18 protein-coding genes and 1 pseudogene are annotated in these 19462 nt (G+C 34.4%); 5 read left to right on the forward strand and 14 right to left on the reverse strand.

Features of this window, described 5'->3' with window-relative positions; translation table 11 throughout:
• Positions 1-30: 30 nt before the first annotated feature.
• Positions 31-1752 (reverse strand): DUF2339 domain-containing protein, encoded by a 1722-nt coding sequence (locus ACQVV1_RS14335; RefSeq protein ID WP_431169019.1) that lies wholly within the window; start codon positions 1750-1752, stop codon positions 31-33.
• Positions 1753-1885: 133 nt separating this feature from the next.
• Positions 1886-3187 carry a branched-chain amino acid transport system II carrier protein BrnQ1 gene (brnQ1, locus tag ACQVV1_RS14340; protein WP_431169020.1) on the reverse strand — a complete coding sequence of 434 codons (1302 nt, stop codon included), beginning with the start codon at positions 3185-3187 and terminating at the stop codon, positions 1886-1888.
• A gap of 252 nt (positions 3188-3439) precedes the next feature.
• Here brnQ1 and ACQVV1_RS14345 point away from each other — a divergent pair, with 252 nt between their 5' ends.
• Positions 3440-4825 carry a peptide MFS transporter gene (locus tag ACQVV1_RS14345; protein ID WP_063225104.1) on the forward strand — a complete coding sequence of 462 codons (1386 nt, stop codon included), beginning with the start codon at positions 3440-3442 and terminating at the stop codon, positions 4823-4825.
• A gap of 30 nt (positions 4826-4855) precedes the next feature.
• Here ACQVV1_RS14345 and ACQVV1_RS14350 read toward each other — a convergent pair whose 3' ends face one another.
• The 4 genes from ACQVV1_RS14350 to ACQVV1_RS14365 form a co-directional block, all read right to left on the reverse strand.
• The gene (locus tag ACQVV1_RS14350; RefSeq protein ID WP_242255343.1) at positions 4856-5488 is read right to left on the reverse strand and encodes a class A sortase; all 633 of its coding nucleotides are present in this window, start codon (positions 5486-5488) and stop codon (positions 4856-4858) included.
• Positions 5489-5603: 115 nt separating this feature from the next.
• Positions 5604-6077: a DUF2178 domain-containing protein gene (locus ACQVV1_RS14355; RefSeq protein ID WP_242255345.1), complete on the reverse strand. Its 474-nt coding sequence runs from the start codon at positions 6075-6077 to the stop codon at positions 5604-5606.
• Positions 6070-6288, reverse strand: a complete 219-nt coding sequence (locus ACQVV1_RS14360; protein WP_000154010.1) for a helix-turn-helix transcriptional regulator — start codon at positions 6286-6288, stop codon at positions 6070-6072. The genes ACQVV1_RS14355 and ACQVV1_RS14360 overlap by 8 nt, the downstream gene beginning before the upstream one ends.
• 112 nt (positions 6289-6400) lie before the next feature.
• Positions 6401-7675, reverse strand: coding sequence for a 3D domain-containing protein (locus tag ACQVV1_RS14365; protein ID WP_166705249.1), 1275 nt, complete (start codon positions 7673-7675; stop codon positions 6401-6403).
• A 661-nt stretch (positions 7676-8336) separates the two neighbouring features.
• Between ACQVV1_RS14365 and ACQVV1_RS14370 the strand changes: the two are divergent.
• Positions 8337-8840, forward strand: a pseudogene (locus ACQVV1_RS14370) (methyl-accepting chemotaxis protein); the annotation flags it as partial.
• A 132-nt stretch (positions 8841-8972) separates the two neighbouring features.
• Complete coding sequence (locus ACQVV1_RS14375) at positions 8973-9785, forward strand: undecaprenyl-diphosphate phosphatase (RefSeq protein WP_063225108.1); 813 nt, start codon at positions 8973-8975, stop codon at positions 9783-9785.
• Between the two features lie 58 nt (positions 9786-9843).
• On the opposite strand, the gene ACQVV1_RS14380 is transcribed toward ACQVV1_RS14375, so the two are convergent.
• Positions 9844-10047, reverse strand: coding sequence for a hypothetical protein (locus ACQVV1_RS14380; protein WP_309259714.1), 204 nt, complete (start codon positions 10045-10047; stop codon positions 9844-9846).
• Between the two features lie 172 nt (positions 10048-10219).
• Here ACQVV1_RS14380 and ACQVV1_RS14385 point away from each other — a divergent pair, with 172 nt between their 5' ends.
• Positions 10220-11371 carry a VanZ family protein gene (locus ACQVV1_RS14385; protein ID WP_098556488.1) on the forward strand — a complete coding sequence of 384 codons (1152 nt, stop codon included), beginning with the start codon at positions 10220-10222 and terminating at the stop codon, positions 11369-11371.
• A gap of 7 nt (positions 11372-11378) precedes the next feature.
• On the opposite strand, the gene ACQVV1_RS14390 is transcribed toward ACQVV1_RS14385, so the two are convergent.
• From ACQVV1_RS14390 to bdhA, 6 genes are all read right to left on the reverse strand, one after another.
• The gene (locus ACQVV1_RS14390) at positions 11379-12692 is read right to left on the reverse strand and encodes a D-arabinono-1,4-lactone oxidase (RefSeq protein ID WP_242255349.1); all 1314 of its coding nucleotides are present in this window, start codon (positions 12690-12692) and stop codon (positions 11379-11381) included.
• Positions 12680-13852, reverse strand: a complete 1173-nt coding sequence (locus ACQVV1_RS14395) for an amino acid deaminase/aldolase (RefSeq protein WP_242255350.1) — start codon at positions 13850-13852, stop codon at positions 12680-12682. The genes ACQVV1_RS14390 and ACQVV1_RS14395 overlap by 13 nt, the downstream gene beginning before the upstream one ends.
• A gap of 112 nt (positions 13853-13964) precedes the next feature.
• A complete protein-coding gene (gene sph / locus ACQVV1_RS14400) occupies positions 13965-14966 on the reverse strand; it encodes a sphingomyelinase C (RefSeq protein WP_431169021.1) in 1002 nt (333 codons plus the stop codon).
• A gap of 73 nt (positions 14967-15039) precedes the next feature.
• Positions 15040-15891, reverse strand: a complete 852-nt coding sequence (gene cerA, locus ACQVV1_RS14405) for a phospholipase CerA (RefSeq protein WP_063225113.1) — start codon at positions 15889-15891, stop codon at positions 15040-15042.
• 263 nt (positions 15892-16154) lie between these two features.
• Entirely contained in the window at positions 16155-16499 is a 345-nt protein-coding gene (locus ACQVV1_RS14410) for a potassium channel family protein (protein WP_242255354.1), read from the reverse strand.
• A gap of 118 nt (positions 16500-16617) precedes the next feature.
• A complete protein-coding gene (gene bdhA, locus ACQVV1_RS14415; RefSeq protein WP_033691573.1) occupies positions 16618-17670 on the reverse strand; it encodes a (R,R)-butanediol dehydrogenase in 1053 nt (350 codons plus the stop codon).
• A gap of 225 nt (positions 17671-17895) precedes the next feature.
• Between bdhA and ACQVV1_RS14420 the strand changes: the two genes are divergently transcribed.
• Positions 17896-19050 (forward strand): MFS transporter, encoded by a 1155-nt coding sequence (locus ACQVV1_RS14420; protein ID WP_242255356.1) that lies wholly within the window; start codon positions 17896-17898, stop codon positions 19048-19050.
• Between the two features lie 36 nt (positions 19051-19086).
• On the opposite strand, the gene ACQVV1_RS14425 is transcribed toward ACQVV1_RS14420, so the two are convergent.
• On the reverse strand, positions 19087-19428 hold the full coding sequence (locus ACQVV1_RS14425) for a hypothetical protein (protein WP_063225116.1): 342 nt from the start codon (positions 19426-19428) through the stop codon (positions 19087-19089).
• Positions 19429-19462 lie beyond the last annotated feature (34 nt).

Here is a 19462-nt window from a genome sequence, read left to right on the forward strand (position 1 = left end):
AAGGCAATCCGGATATGGATTGCCTTCTTTTTACTTCTCTTCTTTTGAGAAAAACATCCTTGAAATAACGATACCTATACTACCCACTATCAAGAATAACACTGCTCTAATCATCATTGACACTTCTGGTAAGTCCAGAAGGAATAGCTTCCCTATCGTTACAACTAACACGACTAAGCCAGCATACAATACTTCATTCATATTTTTATTCCGTCCAAGCCAAACTGCAAATAATGCATATACCATCCATAATAACGATACAGATACACTTATTATACTTCCATCTGTAGAAAGCTCTTCACCGACTCTAGTGATTGCAATAAATACGATAACCATAAACCAATAGAGTGTTATTGAATAAACATATTTTCCAAAGCTCATCAACACATCTTTCGCTTGTTTCATGCAGTAATAAAATGTACCTATTAAAATAATATGAGCAACAAAGCCTGCCGAAATAAATTGATCAAACGGGCTAAAAATAGTCTGTATCATTCCAATTGCGTAAACCGTCGCACTAACATACAATTTTATCTGCTGTTTTCCTTTAATAGAAGTCACCATACCGAGGAAACCTTGTAATAATAGTACAATCGCTGCATTCACTAAACTATACTCATATAAAATTGCTAAACTAAATGCCCCCATTGCAAAACCAAATAAAAGATTTGTAAATATAGAATGGCTATTCTTCCTATATTCAAACACGAACATAATAGCGTGCACGAGTGCACTAATCATTAATCCCCATGTTGTAAATTCAGGTATTTTTGAAATGGCTAATATGAAGAAAACGGCATTCGCACTAAATATCGCCAAGCGTGGCTCTACTATAAAACTTCTCTCCGTAAACATATGCCAAAATAATAGTAAGTGAATCAAACCATAAACTACTGTTAACTGTACTTGCAAATCCTCTACTAACATTGACATAACAGCAAAGAAGACTAAAAGAACAATAGCAGCAACAGCATAAGAAATCATATATAAATACTGATAACGATTTTTCAACGCATACCATAATAAGCTAAGCGTTAGTATCGTCTCATATCCAAAGAAAATATACGGATTAGGAGTCGTACTATTTAATAAGAATGGCACGAAGAAAGCTCCTACTGCTACAAAGATAGTAAGATATTCTGATTGATACCTCTTCGCTATATAAATACCTAAAATGACCCATGCAATATTACATAGAAACGCGACACTTGCTGGAATAAATCCATATAAATAATGTGCCGCAAATGTTGTTAAAACTATACCTGTAATACTTCCTCCTGCTAATACTAACCCTAATGCTTGCCGCGCTCGTTTAATTTGAATATCCCCTATATAATAAAAACCGATAGATAGGACAATACCAAACACAATTCGTATTGCTGGTGTTAATAAACCAGCATCTACCCCTGCTTTAAATAACCAGATTACTCCAAGTAACATAATGCCGACAAATACGCGTGGTAACCAAGTTTGGCAAAACTTTATAATATTAAATGGTTCTGGTTTAAAAGCAGATATATCCACTTGTTTTACCTCACGTTCTTGCACAGGCTCTTTTATTGTAACTACTTCTTCTTTTTGTTTTTCCTCTATTACCGTTTCAATGTATTCTTTCTTTTGCTTACTAACATGTTGCTGAGCATTTTCTACTTCTATTTCTCTTTGTTTTGCTTTCAATTCAAAGAGTGCTTCTTGAATCGTTTCAATTGCCGTTTCGAGTGCTTCTATTTTCTTATTCAAATCCTCCTTCATACGCTCCCCCCTCATCATCCGTTCGAAACCTATATATTACCAATTACCTTTATCATACTCTTAGTCTATTCATTTTCAATACTATTTTTCAAAAAAAGAAAGGTGTTTTCCGAAATCGGAAAACACCTCTTACTTATTTCTTCTTATTTAAAACAACACTAACGATAACACCAATACAAGCACCTATAATAGCTGGAATAATCCACCCAACACCTTCTGTATAAAACGGAATGTATTTCAATACTGATGTCCACTGATTCATCATTACATTTTTATTAAAAATATCAATTGCACTAAATACCGCTACAATCACAATTGTAACAGGATATATGCATACATACTTCCCAATATACTTATGGAATAGGCCTAAAATAATAAGCGTTAATGCAACTGGATAAATAAATCCAAGAATCGGTACTGATACTTTTAAAATTTGTGTTAATCCTAAATTAGCTAAAATCATACTAACAAAACTTAATATAAACGCCCAAACTTTATACGCTACTTTCGGAAATGCACTTGCGAAAAATTGGCTACAAGATGTAACAAGTCCGATTGAAACACATAAACACGCGATCGTAAAAATAAGACCTAATAAAACGACTCCACCTTGTCCAAATAATGTAGTCATCACTTGTGCTAACACTTGCGCGCCATTATCAAATGTCCCTAATGAGCCACTCATTGAACCAACATATCCAAGTATGACATAAATAATAGATAATAATATTCCTGCACCAATTCCAGCAATACTCATATATTTTGCTAAACCTTTATCATCTTCAATACCTTTTGCACGAAGAGCATTTGCAATCACAATCCCAAAAATTAAAGCTGCTAATGCATCCATCGTTAAATATCCATCTAAAAATCCTTGGAACATAGGCGCTTGTCCATAGTTTCCAGCAGCCTCTTTCACACTACCTACTGATGTAAACATACTCTTTATAAAGATAAGAGCAATCATACCTAATAATAACGGTGTTAAAACCTTTCCGAACAACCCCATTAATTTAGACGGTGATAAACTTAACCAGTACACAATACTAAAGAAAATAACTGTGTAACATAATAAAACTACGCTACCCGATTCCGAGAATAGCTGACCCGGTCCCATTTCAAAAGCTAAACTTCCTGCACGTGGTATACCAAGACCTGGTCCAATAAATAAATACACGATACACGGAAAAATAATGGCGAATGAAGAATGAACTCTACCCGCTAGCGTTTGAAAACTTCCTGCTTTCGCAATCGCAATAACCCCCAATATAGGAAGACCTGTTGCTGATATAATAAACCCTACTAATGAAATCCACACATGTTCTCCTGCTTCATACCCAAGAAAAGGTGGGAATATAAGATTCCCTGCTCCAAAGAACATCGAGAATAACATAAGACTAATAAGTAAAATTTCTTTTTTCTGTAACAATTTCATTTCTTTCTCCTTCTTTAATTCCATCTGTTATGAAATCAATTTCACATATAAAAAAGTGCAATAATCCGCTTCCTAACAAAGAAAACATAGTCCATAGTCTATCACAAAAGAAACCCCCCTTCTATAGCTATCCCTCTTTTCCAATTTCTTCTGAAAAATCAACCTTTATTGACTTATAATAGTTAATAAGGTAAAATATTAAATATACAAAATTATTAACTTTGTTTTTGTTTGTGTCAGGAGGAAAATAACATGGAATCAACGATACAACTAGAAAGAGAACAACAAAGAAAAAAGAAACATCCTCCAGGTTTATACTTACTCTTCTTTACAGAGATGTGGGAAAGATTTAGTTACTATGGATTACGAGGATTATTAACATTATATTTAACGACAGCTTTAGTAAGCGGTGGTCTTGGGTTTAGTCCCGCATGGGCACTCTCTATTTATGGATTTTATACTGGAGCCTGCTATTTCACACCAATGATTGGTGGATACTTAACAGACCGTTTTCTAGGTAGACGAAAGGCGATCACAATTGGTGGTATAACAATGGCAATCGGTAACCTTACACTATTTGCCTTGCAAAACCAATTGGGCCTATACCTCGGATTAGCGCTTATTATTATTGGTAATGGATTCTTCAAACCGAACATCTCTACACTGGTTGGAGAATTATACGAGGAGAATGATCCAAAACGTGATAGTGCATTTACCATTTTCTATATGGGTATTAACGTCGGTTCATTTTTAGCTCCACTCGTTTGCGGATTTTTATCAGAAAATTTATTCAAAACAACAGTTGATGGCGTTGTACATTACGGATTCCGTTACGGTTTCTTAGCCGCTTCAATCGGAATGATTGTTGGACAAATTTTATTTACAACACTATCAAATCGCTACCTTGGTGATATCGGTAAAAAACCAACTCGCGATTTGCAAGCTGCTGCTGGACAACCATCAGTAGGAGATACACCGTTAACAAAAAAAGAAAAACAACGTACTGCAGTTATCGTCATTTTAACATGCTTTGTTGTCTTCTTCTGGGCTGGCTTTGAACAAGCTGGTAGCTCATTAACATTATATACAAACAAATTTGTAGACCGCTCTGTGTTCGGATGGGAAGTTCCAACATCTTGGTTCCAATCGGTCAACCCATTATTTATTATTTTACTTGCTCCAGTCATTTCAGCATTATGGGCAAAACTTGCAACTCGCAAGCGCGGGGATTTAAAAATCCCAACCAAAATGGGACTTGGTATGATTCTACTCGGTATCGGTTATATCATTCTCGTTATCGCTACATTAAAAACAGGTAGTGATGAACATAACATTACAGAAAAAGCAAACTTACTATTTATCGTCTTTACGTATCTTTTCCATACGTTAGGTGAGCTATTCTTATCACCTGTTGGACTATCAATGGTTAGTTCTCTCGCTCCAGTAAAACTAGCATCTTTACTAATGGGCGTATGGTTAGCGAGTTCAGGTATCGCCAACATTTTAGGTGGACAACTTGCAAGCTTCACAACTTCACTTGGATATGCTGAAGTATTTACAGTTATTGGCGCTGTAGCAATCGTTTTAGGTTGTGTTTTATTACTAATTTCCAAAAAATTAGTGAAGTGGATGGATTAAAAAAAAGATGAGGGATTTCCCTCATCTTTTTTATTTCTTCGCCTTCGTTCCTACTAAATCACCAGCAACAACATAACGTTTAGAATTATCTTTCACAGATACACATGTAATAAGCGTTATCTCATCTTTTCCGTGATCCTCGACAACTTCCCATTTATCAGGAGTTACTTCAGATACACCAGTAACCGCATACTCATATTCGTTTTCATTATCATACAAATAAATTTTATCGCCTTTTTTCAAAGATGCTACATCACTAAACAAAACACCTTTTTTAGACATATTATGTCCTGCTAATGCATAATTCCCTTTTCCCATTACTTGATTTTCTTTTACTGTTGCTGCACCTGACAATAGGTTTTTCTCAGTAGAAGATTTTAAAACAGGAAGTTCTATGGAAACACTTGGAATCGAAATACGACCAATTACCTGCTTTTTATCTAATGATGCATTCGCTACTTCAGCTAAATCTGGTTGATCAATTTTGGAAGCATCTACAAATTCCGTCTCATGCTTTTCATAATTCATCTTTTGAACAGCTTGCACATTCGCTGTCTGTTTCTTCTCTGCCTGATATCCATCATAAAATGGCTTTCCAATTAAAACACCACCTACAACAAATAGAAGGATTGCTACTATACTATAAATTCTTTGCTTATTCATATACAATTCCTTTCCCTTACAAAATCTTACTCTATATAAAATGATAAAATAATATTGCTATATGTACAAGTGTAAGCTGAAAGAAACCTTCTTGCATGTGCAAGAAGGTTTCTTTTTAAGCAATTTTATTTCGATATAAGGACACGTGAAAAATCGTCATCTGAATAAAGAAGATACTAAACGCAATATATATCGGATATGCAGGAACATATAGATTAACAATTGGGGAAAGAGTTAAAAAACCAACCGCACAAGGCAACACGAACCATAGTGACATAAATGTAGTACGACAAGCCTTTTCTGTAATTGCCTTTTCTCGCTCATCTTCTTGAGGAAATAATAGCGGAAACATCCAATACGACAGCTCTTTATATTTTTTCTTTTGAATTTTATAAAGAACAGTCGATACAATACCAAATATTAAAAGTAATGCTAGCGGCATTAAACTCAATGAAACTTCGAATGGTACTCTCTCCGTTTGAATAAAATTAGCAACTTCAATAGTAAAATAATACAACTCAATAAATGCCCAACCTGCTAATACCATTAAAAGTACATTTAACATATAGGAAAATACAAGTCTATTCATCCTCTTTCCCCTCCTTATTTAAAACAAACACATCCTCCATCTTTAGCTCGAACACATCGCAAATTGTAAGTGCTAATAACAAGGAAGGAACATAATCCCCTTTTTCAATTGCAGCGATTGTTTGTCTCGTTACTCCAACCTTTTCTGCTAATACACTTTGGGAAAAATTAAAGCGAGCTCTTAACTCCTTCACTCTATTTAAAATGGTCAATTTTACCACCCCTCAATTTCATTGTATGCTATCCTTAACAAAATGTAAACTCAACTTAACATAAAAATTATAAAAAAATCCAACTTTACGTATTGTAAAGTTGGATTACGTGTTAGTTTAAAATTGTAACTTTAACATTTTTTCTGCCCCAATTACTAGATGAAGCTTTATCAGGCATTAAAACATCGATTTTATGACCTTTAATCGCGCCACCAGTGTCTGCTGCAATTGCAATTCCATACCCTTCAACATTTACAGTAGATCCTAATGGAATAACAGATGGATCCACCGCAATTAATTTCATGCCTGGATTTGCAGTTAGATTATAAGGTTTACCACCTGGTCCCCATGCAGAGTATACTTGTTGACCTGGTGCATAGCCATTTTCACCTGGATCTGCTGTATAAGCTGTTGCATGTACATAGATTTCTCTTCCACCAGCAGCTGGTTTAGATGGTTGTGCAGGTTCTACCTTCGAATTATTATTAGCAACAGGTTCGGCTGGTTTACTAGCTTGTTCTTGCTTTTTCTTTTCAGCAACTTCCGCCTGTGCCTTAGCTAAAGCTTCTTGCTCAGCCTTTGCAGCTGCCTCTGCTTTTGCACGCTCTTCTGCTGCAATTCTTGCCGCTTCTTGCTCACGAGCAATTGTTTCTTGTACTGCCTTCATATTTGACTCAATTTTAGCTTTTTCTTCTGCTGCTAAATTAAGTTGGCTTGCAACCTGATCATATTTAGCTTGAACTGTTTGTAAGTTAGCTTGACGTTTTTTCAAGTTATCTTGCAACTCAGCTTGTGCTTTTGCTAATTTTTGTTTGTCTACTACTAAAGATGCTTCTTTTTCATCAATTGTTTTCTTATCTTCTTCAATTTGACGAAGATCTTGTTCTTGTAGACGTAAAATTTCTTTATCAGCTTCTAGAATGGTAGAAACTGCGTTCATACGTTGTAAGAAATCTGCAAAGTTTTTTGACTCTACTACAACTTCTACTACTAAACTTGTATTTGAACTGTTTTGAACAGAAACCATACGTTTTCTCATAATATCCTTACGAGCAAGGACCTTATCTTCTAAAACGACAATTTCATTCTTTTTTTGCTCAATCTGCTTATGTGTTTCATCGATTTTACGTTGAATAGCAGTTTGATCCTCTTTATTTTTTGCAATTGTATTATTTAAATTATGTAGTTCGTTTTCGATACCTTGAATTTCTTTACTAACAGCTTGCTTCTCTTGCTCTTTCTTTTGCATATCTGCATCATTTTGCTGCAATTGCTGTTGCATGTTGTTAAGTTTCTCGTCGTTTGACTCTGCTTTTACAGCGACTGTACTAGAAAGACCGATAATGCCTGCTAATACTAGACTACTGATTCGCTTAAAATAGTTCATAATCCGACTCCCTTCTTATACAGTTATACATGATTTATTTTACAGTTTGTTTACAATACCATTAAATACAGTTTATTTTTCATGACGAAAAAAAGGGAATTATGCATAAAATGTAATAGATTCTTAAATATTTAACAATTCCTATATTTAAAAATTATAAAAGATGCTAAAATCCAAATATAGAGAAAATATAACTTCTAAAGGCGGTTGAAATAAATATATGTTTACTCAAAAGAAATCACTCCAACATAAAATTGATCAATTAGAAAATCGTATACAGGAACTAGAAACAGAATTAAAACAAAAAGATATTGAAAAACAAGAGATTATTTCTTCTATCCACGATCGTGTACAAAGCGTTGTTCAAGAGCATAAACTTGTAAATAATCAACACCATACACTTCAAAATTTAGTTCAACAATTAAACTCATGTTTCGAAAATGTTTCAACGCGTACTACACATTCCAATGAATTGAATAACGAAATGTTACAAAAAGAGCAAAGCTTAATTCAATCTATTGAAGAAATTATTGACTGTTCTAATGAAGGAAAAGAATCTGTTCACCGTTTACTTATTGTAATTAACAAATTAGGTGAACAATCTCAACGTACGTCTAATAGTATGAATCATTTAAGTGAACGCTCAAAAGAAATCGAGCAAATTGTAGAAGTCATTCAAAACATTGCAGCACAAACAAATTTACTTGCTTTAAATGCGAGTATTGAAGCTGCGCGTGCTGGAGAGCATGGTAAAGGATTCGCTGTCGTTGCCAATGAAGTAAGAAAACTAGCGGAAAGTACAGCGGAAAGTACAAAAAACATCGGCAACTTAACGAAAAAAATTCAAGAAGAAATTGAAAAAGCATACGATAACACAAAAGATAATTTACATTTAGTCGATGAAGGTGTAGAAATGAGTGCCGATACAAACGCTAGAATTGAAAATATTTTAATTATGATTCAAACGTTACAAAATGGTGCTACAAATGTTATTAAAGCTATCGAAAACCAAAAATCTTGTAATGATGATATATTACGAGAATTCGCTAATACACAACAAATGTTCCAAAAATTAAATACTACTATTATGAACCATATTCATGATGCCGAAAAAGTCGATGTTCAATTGACTAAAGGTCTTCAAGAAACAGCGGCTTCTCATTAATAATAAAAACCCCTTATAGCGCTATAAGGGGTTTTTATTATTTTTCGAATATTTATTTCTTCTCAATATTCATCCGTATCTTTGTTATAATGGACAAGTTGTTTCTTTCGACTAATAAACAAGGAGGTTATTATGGAACAATTTTATTACATTTTAAAATATTTAATTCTTGGTCTGTTCCAAGGACTAACAGAGCCAATTCCGATTTCTTCAAGCGGTCACCTCGTTTTAGCACAGCATTTGCTAGGACTAAAAATAGAAGGGTTTAGCTTCGAACTACTTGTTAATTCAGCTTCATTATTAGCTGTATTACTTATTTATAGAAATGATTTAATTCGTCTAACAAAGAATGGTCTATCTTATATATTTACAAGAGCAGAAGACGCAAAATCAGATTTCTTCTTTATTATTTACCTTGTTATTGCGACCATTCCAGCAGGTGTTATTGGTGTTTTATTTAAAGATTACATCGATCAGTACTTAAAAGGTGTGAAGATGGTTGGGATTTCCCTTCTCATTACTGCTGTTGGCCTTTGGATTATTAGAAACTTGCGTGGACGTAAAAATGATGGTGACCTTTCTATGAAAGATGCAATCATCGTCGGATTAGCACAAGCTTGCGCACTAATCCCTGGAATTAGCCGATCAGGTGCAACAATCGTAGCAGCGATGTTACTTGGTATGAAACAAGAAACAGCCCTTCGTTTCTCCTTCTTACTATATATCCCTGTTAGCTTAGGTGGTTTATTACTAAGTATTACAGACATTGCAAAAGATCCAAATCTAAACACATTATTCGTACCATATGTCGTTGCATTTATCGCAACATTTATCATGACGTATATTTCGTTAAAATGGTTTATGAATATTATGGCAAAAGGAAATTTAAAATATTTCTCTTTCTATTGCATTATCGTAGGTGTACTTACTCTTATTTTCTTATAAAGTGAAACTTACAAAACGAAAAGCGAGTCATTCTATTAAACTAGAATGACTCGCTTTTTTATGCGTATACTTTCTTTTCTTGACAATACAAACGAATAACATGTTTATTTTGTTGAAATACATCATGCGTTAGGCGAATAATAATAAAATTTCGTTTTGTTTGATCATCATGAACAAAAATCTGTTCTCCCTCTTGAAAACGCCACGCACTTTCAAAAGTTGTAATACGATTCCCACTTACAGAAAAAAGCTCATATCGCATATCTTGTACCCTCTCTCAACTCATCATAATCATAATATCCTTATATTAAATTTAGTATAACTTAATTCCATTAAAATTTATAATTTTTTCTATTTCAAAATATTTTAATTTTGTTTTAAGGTTCTTTTAACGTTATAATGGTAAACGAATTTTCATTGAAAGGAGCTTCATTTTGACTGCATATTTATTCCCTGTAAAAACAGCATTTATTTTATTTCCTTTTTTAGCAATGTTTCTATTAATCCCTTTCTTAATTTTTAATTATCGAAAGTATGGTTATTTAAATAAATGGCGTTCATTTATTTTATACTCATTATTACTTTATTTATTAAATGCCTATTTTCTTGTGATTTTGCCGTTGCCACAAACATATGATACTTGTAGCCTACAACCGGCTAATACGCAGCACATGCAACTATCACCATTTTATTTCATACAAGAAATTAGTAATCATACCTCGGCAATTTTAACGAAACCAGCTACTTATTTCTACCTATTAAAAGAATCTGCATTTTTACAAGTAGCATTTAACGTTCTATTAACCGTTCCATTCGGTATTTACTTACGTTATTATTTCCGCCGTAGTTTCCTACAAACAATTTGTATTTCTTTTTGTCTTTCACTCTTTTTCGAGCTAACACAAGTGACTGGACTATACGGTATATACAATTGTGCATACCGCTTATTTGATATAGACGATCTGTTTTTAAATACATTAGGCGGCGTAATTGGCTTTATCATTGCACCGATATTTACGTACTTCCTTCCGAAAGCAAACGAGTTAGATAGTCATATTGATTTGGAAACGAAACCAGTCGGATTCGTTCGTCGCTTTATCGCGATGCAAATTGATTGGATTTTCTTATCTATCGTTGTACCTGTCATTAAAAACAAAGGAAATTCTTTCTTTGTTTCTAATATTCAATCTTACACGAACATATACGAACTCATTTTCATAACGTGTTCGATCTTTATTTACTTTATTATCATTCCATACTTTACGAATGGAAAAACAATTGGTAAAGCATTGCTTCGTATTTACGTGAAAGGAAAGTCAGATCGTATTACGATGAAGGAACTATTCATCCGTTATGGTATATTCTATTTCATTTTAGGTGGAATCAATTATATTCTTTCTAGTAGTTCTATCTTAAATCTTACAGAGCCTTTAGTATTACTAGTTATAGTATTATTCCAATTCGTAATTAACGGCATATTTATTATTCATGTTTTATTACATGTATTTAGTCGTGATAAGTTACTATTTTACGAGCACATCAGTCAAACAAGAAATGCAATTACACTAAAAAAAGCTGACAAGTAATACTTTGTCAGCTTTTTTTCATAGGCGTAAATAATTTTTCTGTATAAGGGTTTAAAAACATTCCAGTTTCATCTAATAACTTCCTCACCTTTAGAAACGAGTGTAATTCTGGATATATATTTTGTAATTTTTCGTAAGTTAACGTATGCATTTTCCCCCAATGTGGGCGTCCCTCGTACTTTAGAAAAATTTTCTCCACCTCACCAAAATAAGCAGCATATTTCATACCTTTATACATATGAACAGCGATATAGGCTGAATCTCTACCGTATGCTGGACTGAGCCATATATCATCACCTTTCACATAGCGGCATTCGATTGGGAAGTGCACCTTATACTTTTTCTTTTCAATAAGCTTTGAAATTTCTTCTACAACAGTTCTCATATACTTTGACGGAACACTATATTCCATTTCATAAAATGGTACCGTACGTGATGTAGAAAACACTTCATAGCTCGGACCTATTATTTTTGTATTCGGTACAGCTTTAGCTGATAATCGACTTACTCCCTTACTGATAGAAGGAAACCATTTACATCCTTTAGATAACAAAGAGAACATCCTATTTTCTAGTAACTCCACCTTTAATTTATGCCATTTCAAATCACTTTCTTTACTCATCGTTTCATTGGTAAACTTCACTTGCACTTCATCTGAATAAGGAAAAACGAAAAATTCAAAATGACGATTCTTCTTATATTCTTCTAGCTTGTTCATTACAGTAGATAATGACTGTTTTTCACTTTCATAGACGAGCGAATACGCTGGGATAACTTTCAACTTTATTTTTACAATGATACCTAGCATCCCAAGCGACAACTGAAAAGCTCTCCAATATTCCACATTCTCCGTTTCTGAACAAACTATACTCTCACCTGTAGATAAAACTGCGGTAATCTCTATAACTTGTGTTGATAAACTCCCAAAGGTAACACCCGTCCCATGAGTTCCCGTACTAATCGCTCCTGCAATAGATTGTGAATCAATATCCCCTAAATTTTCTTGTGCATAACCTTTTTCTTCAAGTAACTTCCCTAGGTCATATAGCTTTGTTCCTGCCCATACTTCGGCAACCATTTTCTCCGCATCAATATTCACAATGCCCTTCAATTCATCTAAAGAAACTAAAATTTCTTCCGTTTGCACGAGAGGTGTAAAAGAGTGCCCTGAACCGACAACACGAATTTTCTTCCCTTTTTTTCGCGCAAGTCCTACAACTTCTACCACATCTTGTACACTTTCTGGATACATCGTATAATGCGGCGTTCCTTCTACATTCCCTGTCCAATTTCTCCATTTCTGTCCCTTTATAGAAAGCATTGGCCATCCCCCCGATATGTTGCATACTCCCCAACAATCTCTCCTTCTTTCACACGATATAAAAAAGGAAAGCGCTCACATAACTCTCCAGCTTTACTATGGCGAAACAAGATAGAATCTCCTATCTCTACTCGTTCCTCGCCGTTATAAAAAATTGGTGTTTGTACCTCGCCAGCACCTTCTAAAGCTACTAATTTTGCACCATCAGGCCTCCAAACCTCAGGTTCTTTATCTTTCCCAATTGCGCCTGAGGCAATATATCCACCACCTAGACAAGTGTAAATAGTTGGAGCTGGTTTACGCACAACTGGTAAAGCAAATCCGACAGCTGGATGAAATTGCACTTCTTTATAATAATCAAACAGCTTCGGGGCATAAAAAGCAGAGCCTATCGTAACCTCTGAAACTGAATCATCTTGCTCAGTTGTTTTTATACTTCCTGTGCCTCCCCCATTTACAAACCTTAGTTCAATACCTAGATTTTGTATTTCTTTTACAATATGTCCTCTTCTTTCTTTAACTTCTAACACTGATTTCTTCTTTAAATATGAAATTACTTTACTTTTCACTCGTTGATTCGGTATGTGATCTCCTACCCCAGCAATTTGGGCTTCATACCCCATTACACCATCTAGTATTAAAAATGATGATTCTTTCACCCTTTTTACTATTTTCAAAGCACCTTGCACATCTTTTATCGGTGATCTTTTGACCCCAAAATGAAACTTTAAAAAACGACTACTCATATCAATATCCAAACAAACACGAAAACACCCTTTAGACTTCTCAGCAATTTTTTCTAAATAAACAATATGATCTTCACAATCCACCATACAAGTTATAATGAGCCCTTGCTTTGTTAACAAACTTATTTCATGTAACGCTCTTTCATCATAAGCAGGATACCCGAGCAATAAATCATTGAATCCTTGTTCAAGTAAAAACAAAGCTTCCCTAGGTGAAAAACACATAATACCTTGAAATCGATCATTTGCAGCTAAAATCTTTTGCATAACCGGAACAGAACGTAATGATTTACTCGCGATACGAATCTTCTTATTCCCACTTAGTTCTATAATCGATTGAATATTTCTATCTAAAGCCACTTCATCCAAAAATGCACACGGTAATGGAACTTCTTTAAAAATCCCTCGATCCACATTTTTTCTCCCCTCTTCTCTATATGTCTTATACATATTGGAAAGAAAGTTTAAATTTCCTCTTTCAAAATAAAAAAGTTTCTTCCTATTTAAGAAGAAACTTTTTTTAGGACTACTTCATAGAAATAGTCGCCTCTACTGGATAATGATCAGAATAATCATTATACGTATATTTTTGGAACCATGATGTAACAGTCCATTCTGGAGATTTCGGCTGCAACACCTTATTCTCTATATAAGATGGATTCGCATGGTCTTTACTTGCAATAATATAATCTAAATGTTCAGCAGGTGCATCTGGATAATTGTATTTCGCAACACTGTTTGTCGTCGCATCCCAAGTTGCTGTATGTCCCGTATAAGATGGAATTGAAGCATGTAATGTTTTAAACATTGATGCGTACTCTGAGTCACTATTTTTCTCTGCATTTATTTTATTTACGTTCATATCACCACCAAATAGGACATACTCGTCATTTGGTATATTCTTATTTTTAATAAAATCTTGAATTTCTTTTAACTGGTTTGTACGTACAGATGCAGGTGAAGTTTTTCCGCACATACTATCTTCAGCCTGCAAATGCGTCCCAATCACATGAACGAAACGATCATTTTTCTTAATTTTCGTGTATACAAATCCTTTATTTGATAAATTATCTGGTCCGCATCCGTTTGCAAATACATATTGAACCTTTTCAATGATTGGCCATTTGCTCACGATTGCAACGCCCCCATCTTCAGGAGTTGAAGATGAATAGCTACCTAACGTTTTATCCCATTCGTTTCCTTTACTACGACCTAATACAGCTGTTTGATTTGGGTATTCTTTCTTCAAATTTCCTAAAAGACGATCTGAAGCGCTATTATCAAACACTTCATTTAATATAACAACATCCTGATTTTTAATATAATCCGCTGCCCCGATTAAATCAGCACGCTGGCTTTGCCCCCAGTTCGGATATAAATTTGTTGATAACATATACACATTATGTGTCATCACTTTTAAAGTACTATTTTGATTTGTAGATGTGTCTGCTTGAGCTGAAAATCCTCCGTATAAAACTCCTAAACCAATTCCAAAGCTAAGTACACCTTTTAGCAAATTACCTTTCACGTTTCATACCTCCATGTGTATAGTGATAAAAAGGCCAAATACTCTATTATGAGATTTGACCTTTTTTAAATACTTAACGATCTCCGTACGTATCAAACCAAAGCTGAATGTATCCAGCAGTAACACGTTGTGCATCCATTAATCGCTTACCTGTCATTGGTGTAACTTCAGCACGCCATTTATCTGCATATTCTTGTGATACAGCTGCTTTTACGAACCAATCTTTCGTATTATCATTTACAATTCCAGCGTAATCTTGTTTTGCTGCTACTGCCGCTCCATGAATCCAATCTTCTGGATTTGTACCCTTCCAGTTCCAATATCCATTTCCATCCGTTACTTTATAATTATCTTTTATCGTATCTACAAAGTTTTCATATTTAGAATGGAATCCTTGTGGGTACGAAAGATTTGTAAAGTTTGCCGCATGCATCGGTTGGTTTACATCTCCTAAATAATGAAGAGATAATCCTAAATAGAAGAATGCTTGTTTCATATCTTTATTTTTATATGATTCACCAGCTAATTTAAAATATTTAGCTCCAGTTTCTTTTGCCTGCTTTGCAAATGGAATATATGTTTTTCCATTGTCTGGATCATAGAAATGTGAAGCAAATGTGCTATTATCATAATAAGGATTTTCATAGTCAGCAGCATAAATACCATTTTCTAATTCCGTACGCCATTCATTTACTTGTGCAACTCGATCTTGTTTTACAAGTGTTGTATTGCGAGACATAATATCAATGGCACGGTTTACAATCCATAAATGAGAGTTTACACCTTCTTTATGTTTATCTTCAGCAGACCAACGGTGAACTATTTTTATTTTACTTCCCCCATCATTTTCATGAGCAAATGCAACGCTTTGTAAAGGGGCTACTAATGTAATAGCTGCTGCTAAAGCAAGTACTTTCTTTTTCATCTGAAATCCTCCATTTTATAATTGAATTATTGTAAACTTTTTGTTAGGATCCTATGATGTCGTCCGGTTAACCTATGATTAGAATATCCCACCTTTCACGAAATATCTATTACTAAATTAAAATATGCAGATTTTCATATCATTATAACTTTATACATAGTGAATATAATGAATGAATGCACTTATATTGTAATAAAGTATTGTTAAGCTTCTGCAAATACTTGTCTAAACTAATGTAAAAAAGAGTAAAGCATCCACATGCTTTACTCTTTTTTTCTCTTCGATAGTATACTTGGCAGTTGTACGTTAACTGCCAACTTATGTATAAATCCAAACACTAATCCGATCCCTATAAATATGTATAATATCGTAAATATCTTTCCAAAATCAGTTTGCGGACTAAAATTCGCATCACCGACGGTCGTCAACGTGACCACACTAAAATATAAAGCGTCAAGAGGACGTAATCCTTCAACTGTACTATAAAAAATCGTACCGGATGTTAATGTTAAAAATGTTAATACGAATAATACTTGAAATTCTTTATCTTTCCACGCTCGTAAACAAGCTTTTAGCATCCGTTTCAATGTCAACATAAATGAAAGCATTAGACTTCCCCTTCCAAACAAAATACCTTTAGTTACAGGAAAGTCTATCACCTTTCTGTATAGAAAAAAAGTAGCCCTCTTCTATTTCTAGAAAAGAGCTACTTTTTACTATTCTCTGTTATTTAGGTGAAACAAGAATTTTTACTTGTGTTTTATCTTTTACAAGTGCTTCAAATCCTTCTTCAACAACTTGATCCACTGTGATTTTTTTCGTAATTAATTTCTCAGCTTGAATTTGGCCAGAGCTAATTAATTTAATAACAGCTGGGAAAATATGACGGTATCCAAGAATACCTATAACTTCTTTTTCTTTTAATACAAGGTTATTTGGAGTAATTGTCGCATCTTTTTCCCACACACTAACAATTACAGTTTGACCTTCGAAACTTGTGCTTTCGATTGCTTGGCGAAGTACAACTTCAACACCTGTTACTTCAAAGCTCACATTTACACCTAAACCATTTGTTAAGTTGCGAATTTCAGCTAATACATCTTGAGTCGCTGGATTTAATACGTAATCCGCACCTGCTAATTTTGCTAACTCTTGACGTTCTTTAGAAAGTTCAACTGCAATAACAGGAGTTGCTCCTGCTGCTTTAGCTGCTTGGATAACAAGAAGTCCAATTGGACCACAACCAAATACCGCTACAGCTTCCCCTTCTTTTAATTTACTTTGACGTACTGCATGAACTGCTACAGCTGCTGGTTCTACAAGTGCACCTTGTTCATACGTCATTTCATCTGGAATATGGTGAACCATATCTTCTGGTACTACTGTATATTCAGAGAAACCGCCGCCTTCTCCACCAAGACCGTGGAAAACAAGTTGTTCACAAACATTGTAATGTCCATGTTTACAAGCTTCACATTTACCACAAGAATAAATTGGTTCTACAACGACGCGGTCTCCCACTTTATGAGATGTAACGCCTTCACCGATTTCAACTACCTCACCGCTAAACTCATGACCTAAAATAACCGGTGCTTTTACATGTGTTAATGGATGCTCTTCTGTTGGAATAAAAATAGGTCCTGCTAAATATTCATGCAGGTCTGTCCCACAGATACCACACCATTTAACTTTGATTTTCACTGCTCCTGGTTTTACAGTTGGTTCTGGTACTTCTTCTACTCGTACATCACGTTGATTATGCCAAAGTAGTGCTTTCATCTTATACATCCCTCTCTACGTATATACTTAACCTGGTGAAGTTTACAAATCTATTATAATACTTTAATCCGTATATTTCAAAAAAACAATATCATTTCCACTAAATTTTAACAAATAATGTTCAACATTTTGTCACTTTGTACTTTTTTCCACATCTGTTAATTCAATTTCATTGCGGTTGAAATTAGCATTATGCCATAATAGCATAGGAGAGGTGAATATCGCTTGAAATATTTTATTTACTTTATTGTTATCGTAGCGTTTCTAGATACATTTTCACAATTACCTATTATGAGTACGTTCGCTCAAAGTCTTGGAGGATCCCCTCTTATTATTGGGCTAGTTGTCGGCATGTACTCATTCGCAAATATGATCGGTAATATTATTGCTGGCGCTGCCGTCGATAAATTTGGTGCAAAAAAAATACTTTATATAAGCATGGGGCTTACGAGTTTCATAGTCTTGTTATACACCGTTGTTCAAAGTGGTGAACAACTATTAGTTGTGCGCTTTATGCATGGCTTTAGTGATGGATTTTTAATTCCTGCTGCCTTTACGTTTTTATCAAAACAAACAAATGCAGCAAGACAAGGTAAGGCAATGGCTCTATCTGGTGCTGCTGTTGGAACAGCGGCAATTGTAGGACCTGCTTTTAGCGGGATTATGAAAGCAACTGCTGGTATAGAGTGGGTGTTCATTACCATTTCTATTTTAATGGTTCTTGGTACAATCGTATCTCTCTTCTTCTTACCAAATAACGTATCAAGAAAAGATACTTCAAGAACACAAATGATGAACAAAGAAGATATGTTTGAACTATTGAAATCAGAACCGTTATTACAGGCATATATTGGTGCTTTCACACTAATGTTTTCACAAGGAATTGTCACTTATATGTTACCAGTGAAAGTTGAGGCATTAGCACTTAAAGCATCTACAACAGGCATGATGTTAAGTGTATTCGGCATTACCGCTATCCTCTTCTTCTTACTGCCAACAAATCGTATTTACGATCGATTTAATCGTTCAAAACTAATGCTAATTGGTATTGCAGTAATGGCATTAGCATTATCTTTACTTGGATTATTCGCAACAAAAGGTATGCTCTTTATCGTTATGATGGTTTATGGCATTGGATTCGCTATCCTTTTCCCATCAATAAATGCATTACTTGTTGAAAATACGACAGATGATAAGCGTGGAAAAGCATTCGGATTGTTTTATGCTTTCTTCTCATTAGGCGTTGTTGCTGGATCCTTTACAGTCGGAGCAATCGGGGCATCACCTAGCGTCAGCTTCGTTATTGGAACTGCATTCTTATTAACATTTGCCGGAATGATTTACGTAAGAAGCAAAGTAAAAAAGACAATGATGGGTTAATTCCATCATTGTCTTTTTTTAATGATAAACTCCTATTCAACTTTTAACTTTCAATAAGCCGTATTTAATAAACAATATGGCATTATATTTTTCATAGAGATAATACAGTGGATAACAAAATAAGAAGAAAATAAGTACAGTTGGCACATCGTCTATAATAGAAAAATATTTTACTAGTAATTCCTTAATACTCTCTCCAATTATAATAAACAGTGGGATTATACAAATTGCTGCTAATATTAAGCACGGTGTGATCCTCATTTCTTTTATCCTCACTTTACAGTGTGGACACCTGAATGAAAAAGGATGCGGGAGATCCATAATATGTTGCGCAGTAATATTCCCTTCACACTGTGGACATTCAATTACTTCTTTCATTTAACTCACTCCTTTCTATTCATAAAAAAGAGCA

The sequence above is a fragment of the Bacillus basilensis genome (genome assembly GCF_050630465.1).
GTDB lineage: Bacteria > Bacillota > Bacilli > Bacillales > Bacillaceae_G > Bacillus_A > Bacillus_A basilensis.

What these genes read in the sequence shown, in the direction of transcription:
- ACQVV1_RS14350 (WP_242255343.1), bottom strand. Translation starts at nt 5,488, where the DNA reads ATGAATAAGCAAAGAATTTATAGTATAGTAGCAATCCTTCTATTTGTT.
- ACQVV1_RS14345 (WP_063225104.1), top strand. Translation starts at nt 3,440, where the DNA reads ATGGAATCAACGATACAACTAGAAAGAGAACAACAAAGAAAAAAGAAA.
- brnQ1 (WP_431169020.1), bottom strand. Translation starts at nt 3,187, where the DNA reads ATGAAATTGTTACAGAAAAAAGAAATTTTACTTATTAGTCTTATGTTA.
- ACQVV1_RS14380 (WP_309259714.1), bottom strand. Translation starts at nt 10,047, where the DNA reads ATGCGATATGAGCTTTTTTCTGTAAGTGGGAATCGTATTACAACTTTT.
- ACQVV1_RS14375 (WP_063225108.1), top strand. Translation starts at nt 8,973, where the DNA reads ATGGAACAATTTTATTACATTTTAAAATATTTAATTCTTGGTCTGTTC.
- ACQVV1_RS14425 (WP_063225116.1), bottom strand. Translation starts at nt 19,428, where the DNA reads ATGAAAGAAGTAATTGAATGTCCACAGTGTGAAGGGAATATTACTGCG.
- ACQVV1_RS14335 (WP_431169019.1), bottom strand. Translation starts at nt 1,752, where the DNA reads ATGAAGGAGGATTTGAATAAGAAAATAGAAGCACTCGAAACGGCAATT.
- ACQVV1_RS14410 (WP_242255354.1), bottom strand. Translation starts at nt 16,499, where the DNA reads ATGCTTTCATTTATGTTGACATTGAAACGGATGCTAAAAGCTTGTTTA.
- cerA (WP_063225113.1), bottom strand. Translation starts at nt 15,891, where the DNA reads ATGAAAAAGAAAGTACTTGCTTTAGCAGCAGCTATTACATTAGTAGCC.
- ACQVV1_RS14355 (WP_242255345.1), bottom strand. Translation starts at nt 6,077, where the DNA reads ATGAATAGACTTGTATTTTCCTATATGTTAAATGTACTTTTAATGGTA.
- ACQVV1_RS14390 (WP_242255349.1), bottom strand. Translation starts at nt 12,692, where the DNA reads ATGCTTTCTATAAAGGGACAGAAATGGAGAAATTGGACAGGGAATGTA.
- bdhA (WP_033691573.1), bottom strand. Translation starts at nt 17,670, where the DNA reads ATGAAAGCACTACTTTGGCATAATCAACGTGATGTACGAGTAGAAGAA.
- ACQVV1_RS14365 (WP_166705249.1), bottom strand. Translation starts at nt 7,675, where the DNA reads ATGAACTATTTTAAGCGAATCAGTAGTCTAGTATTAGCAGGCATTATC.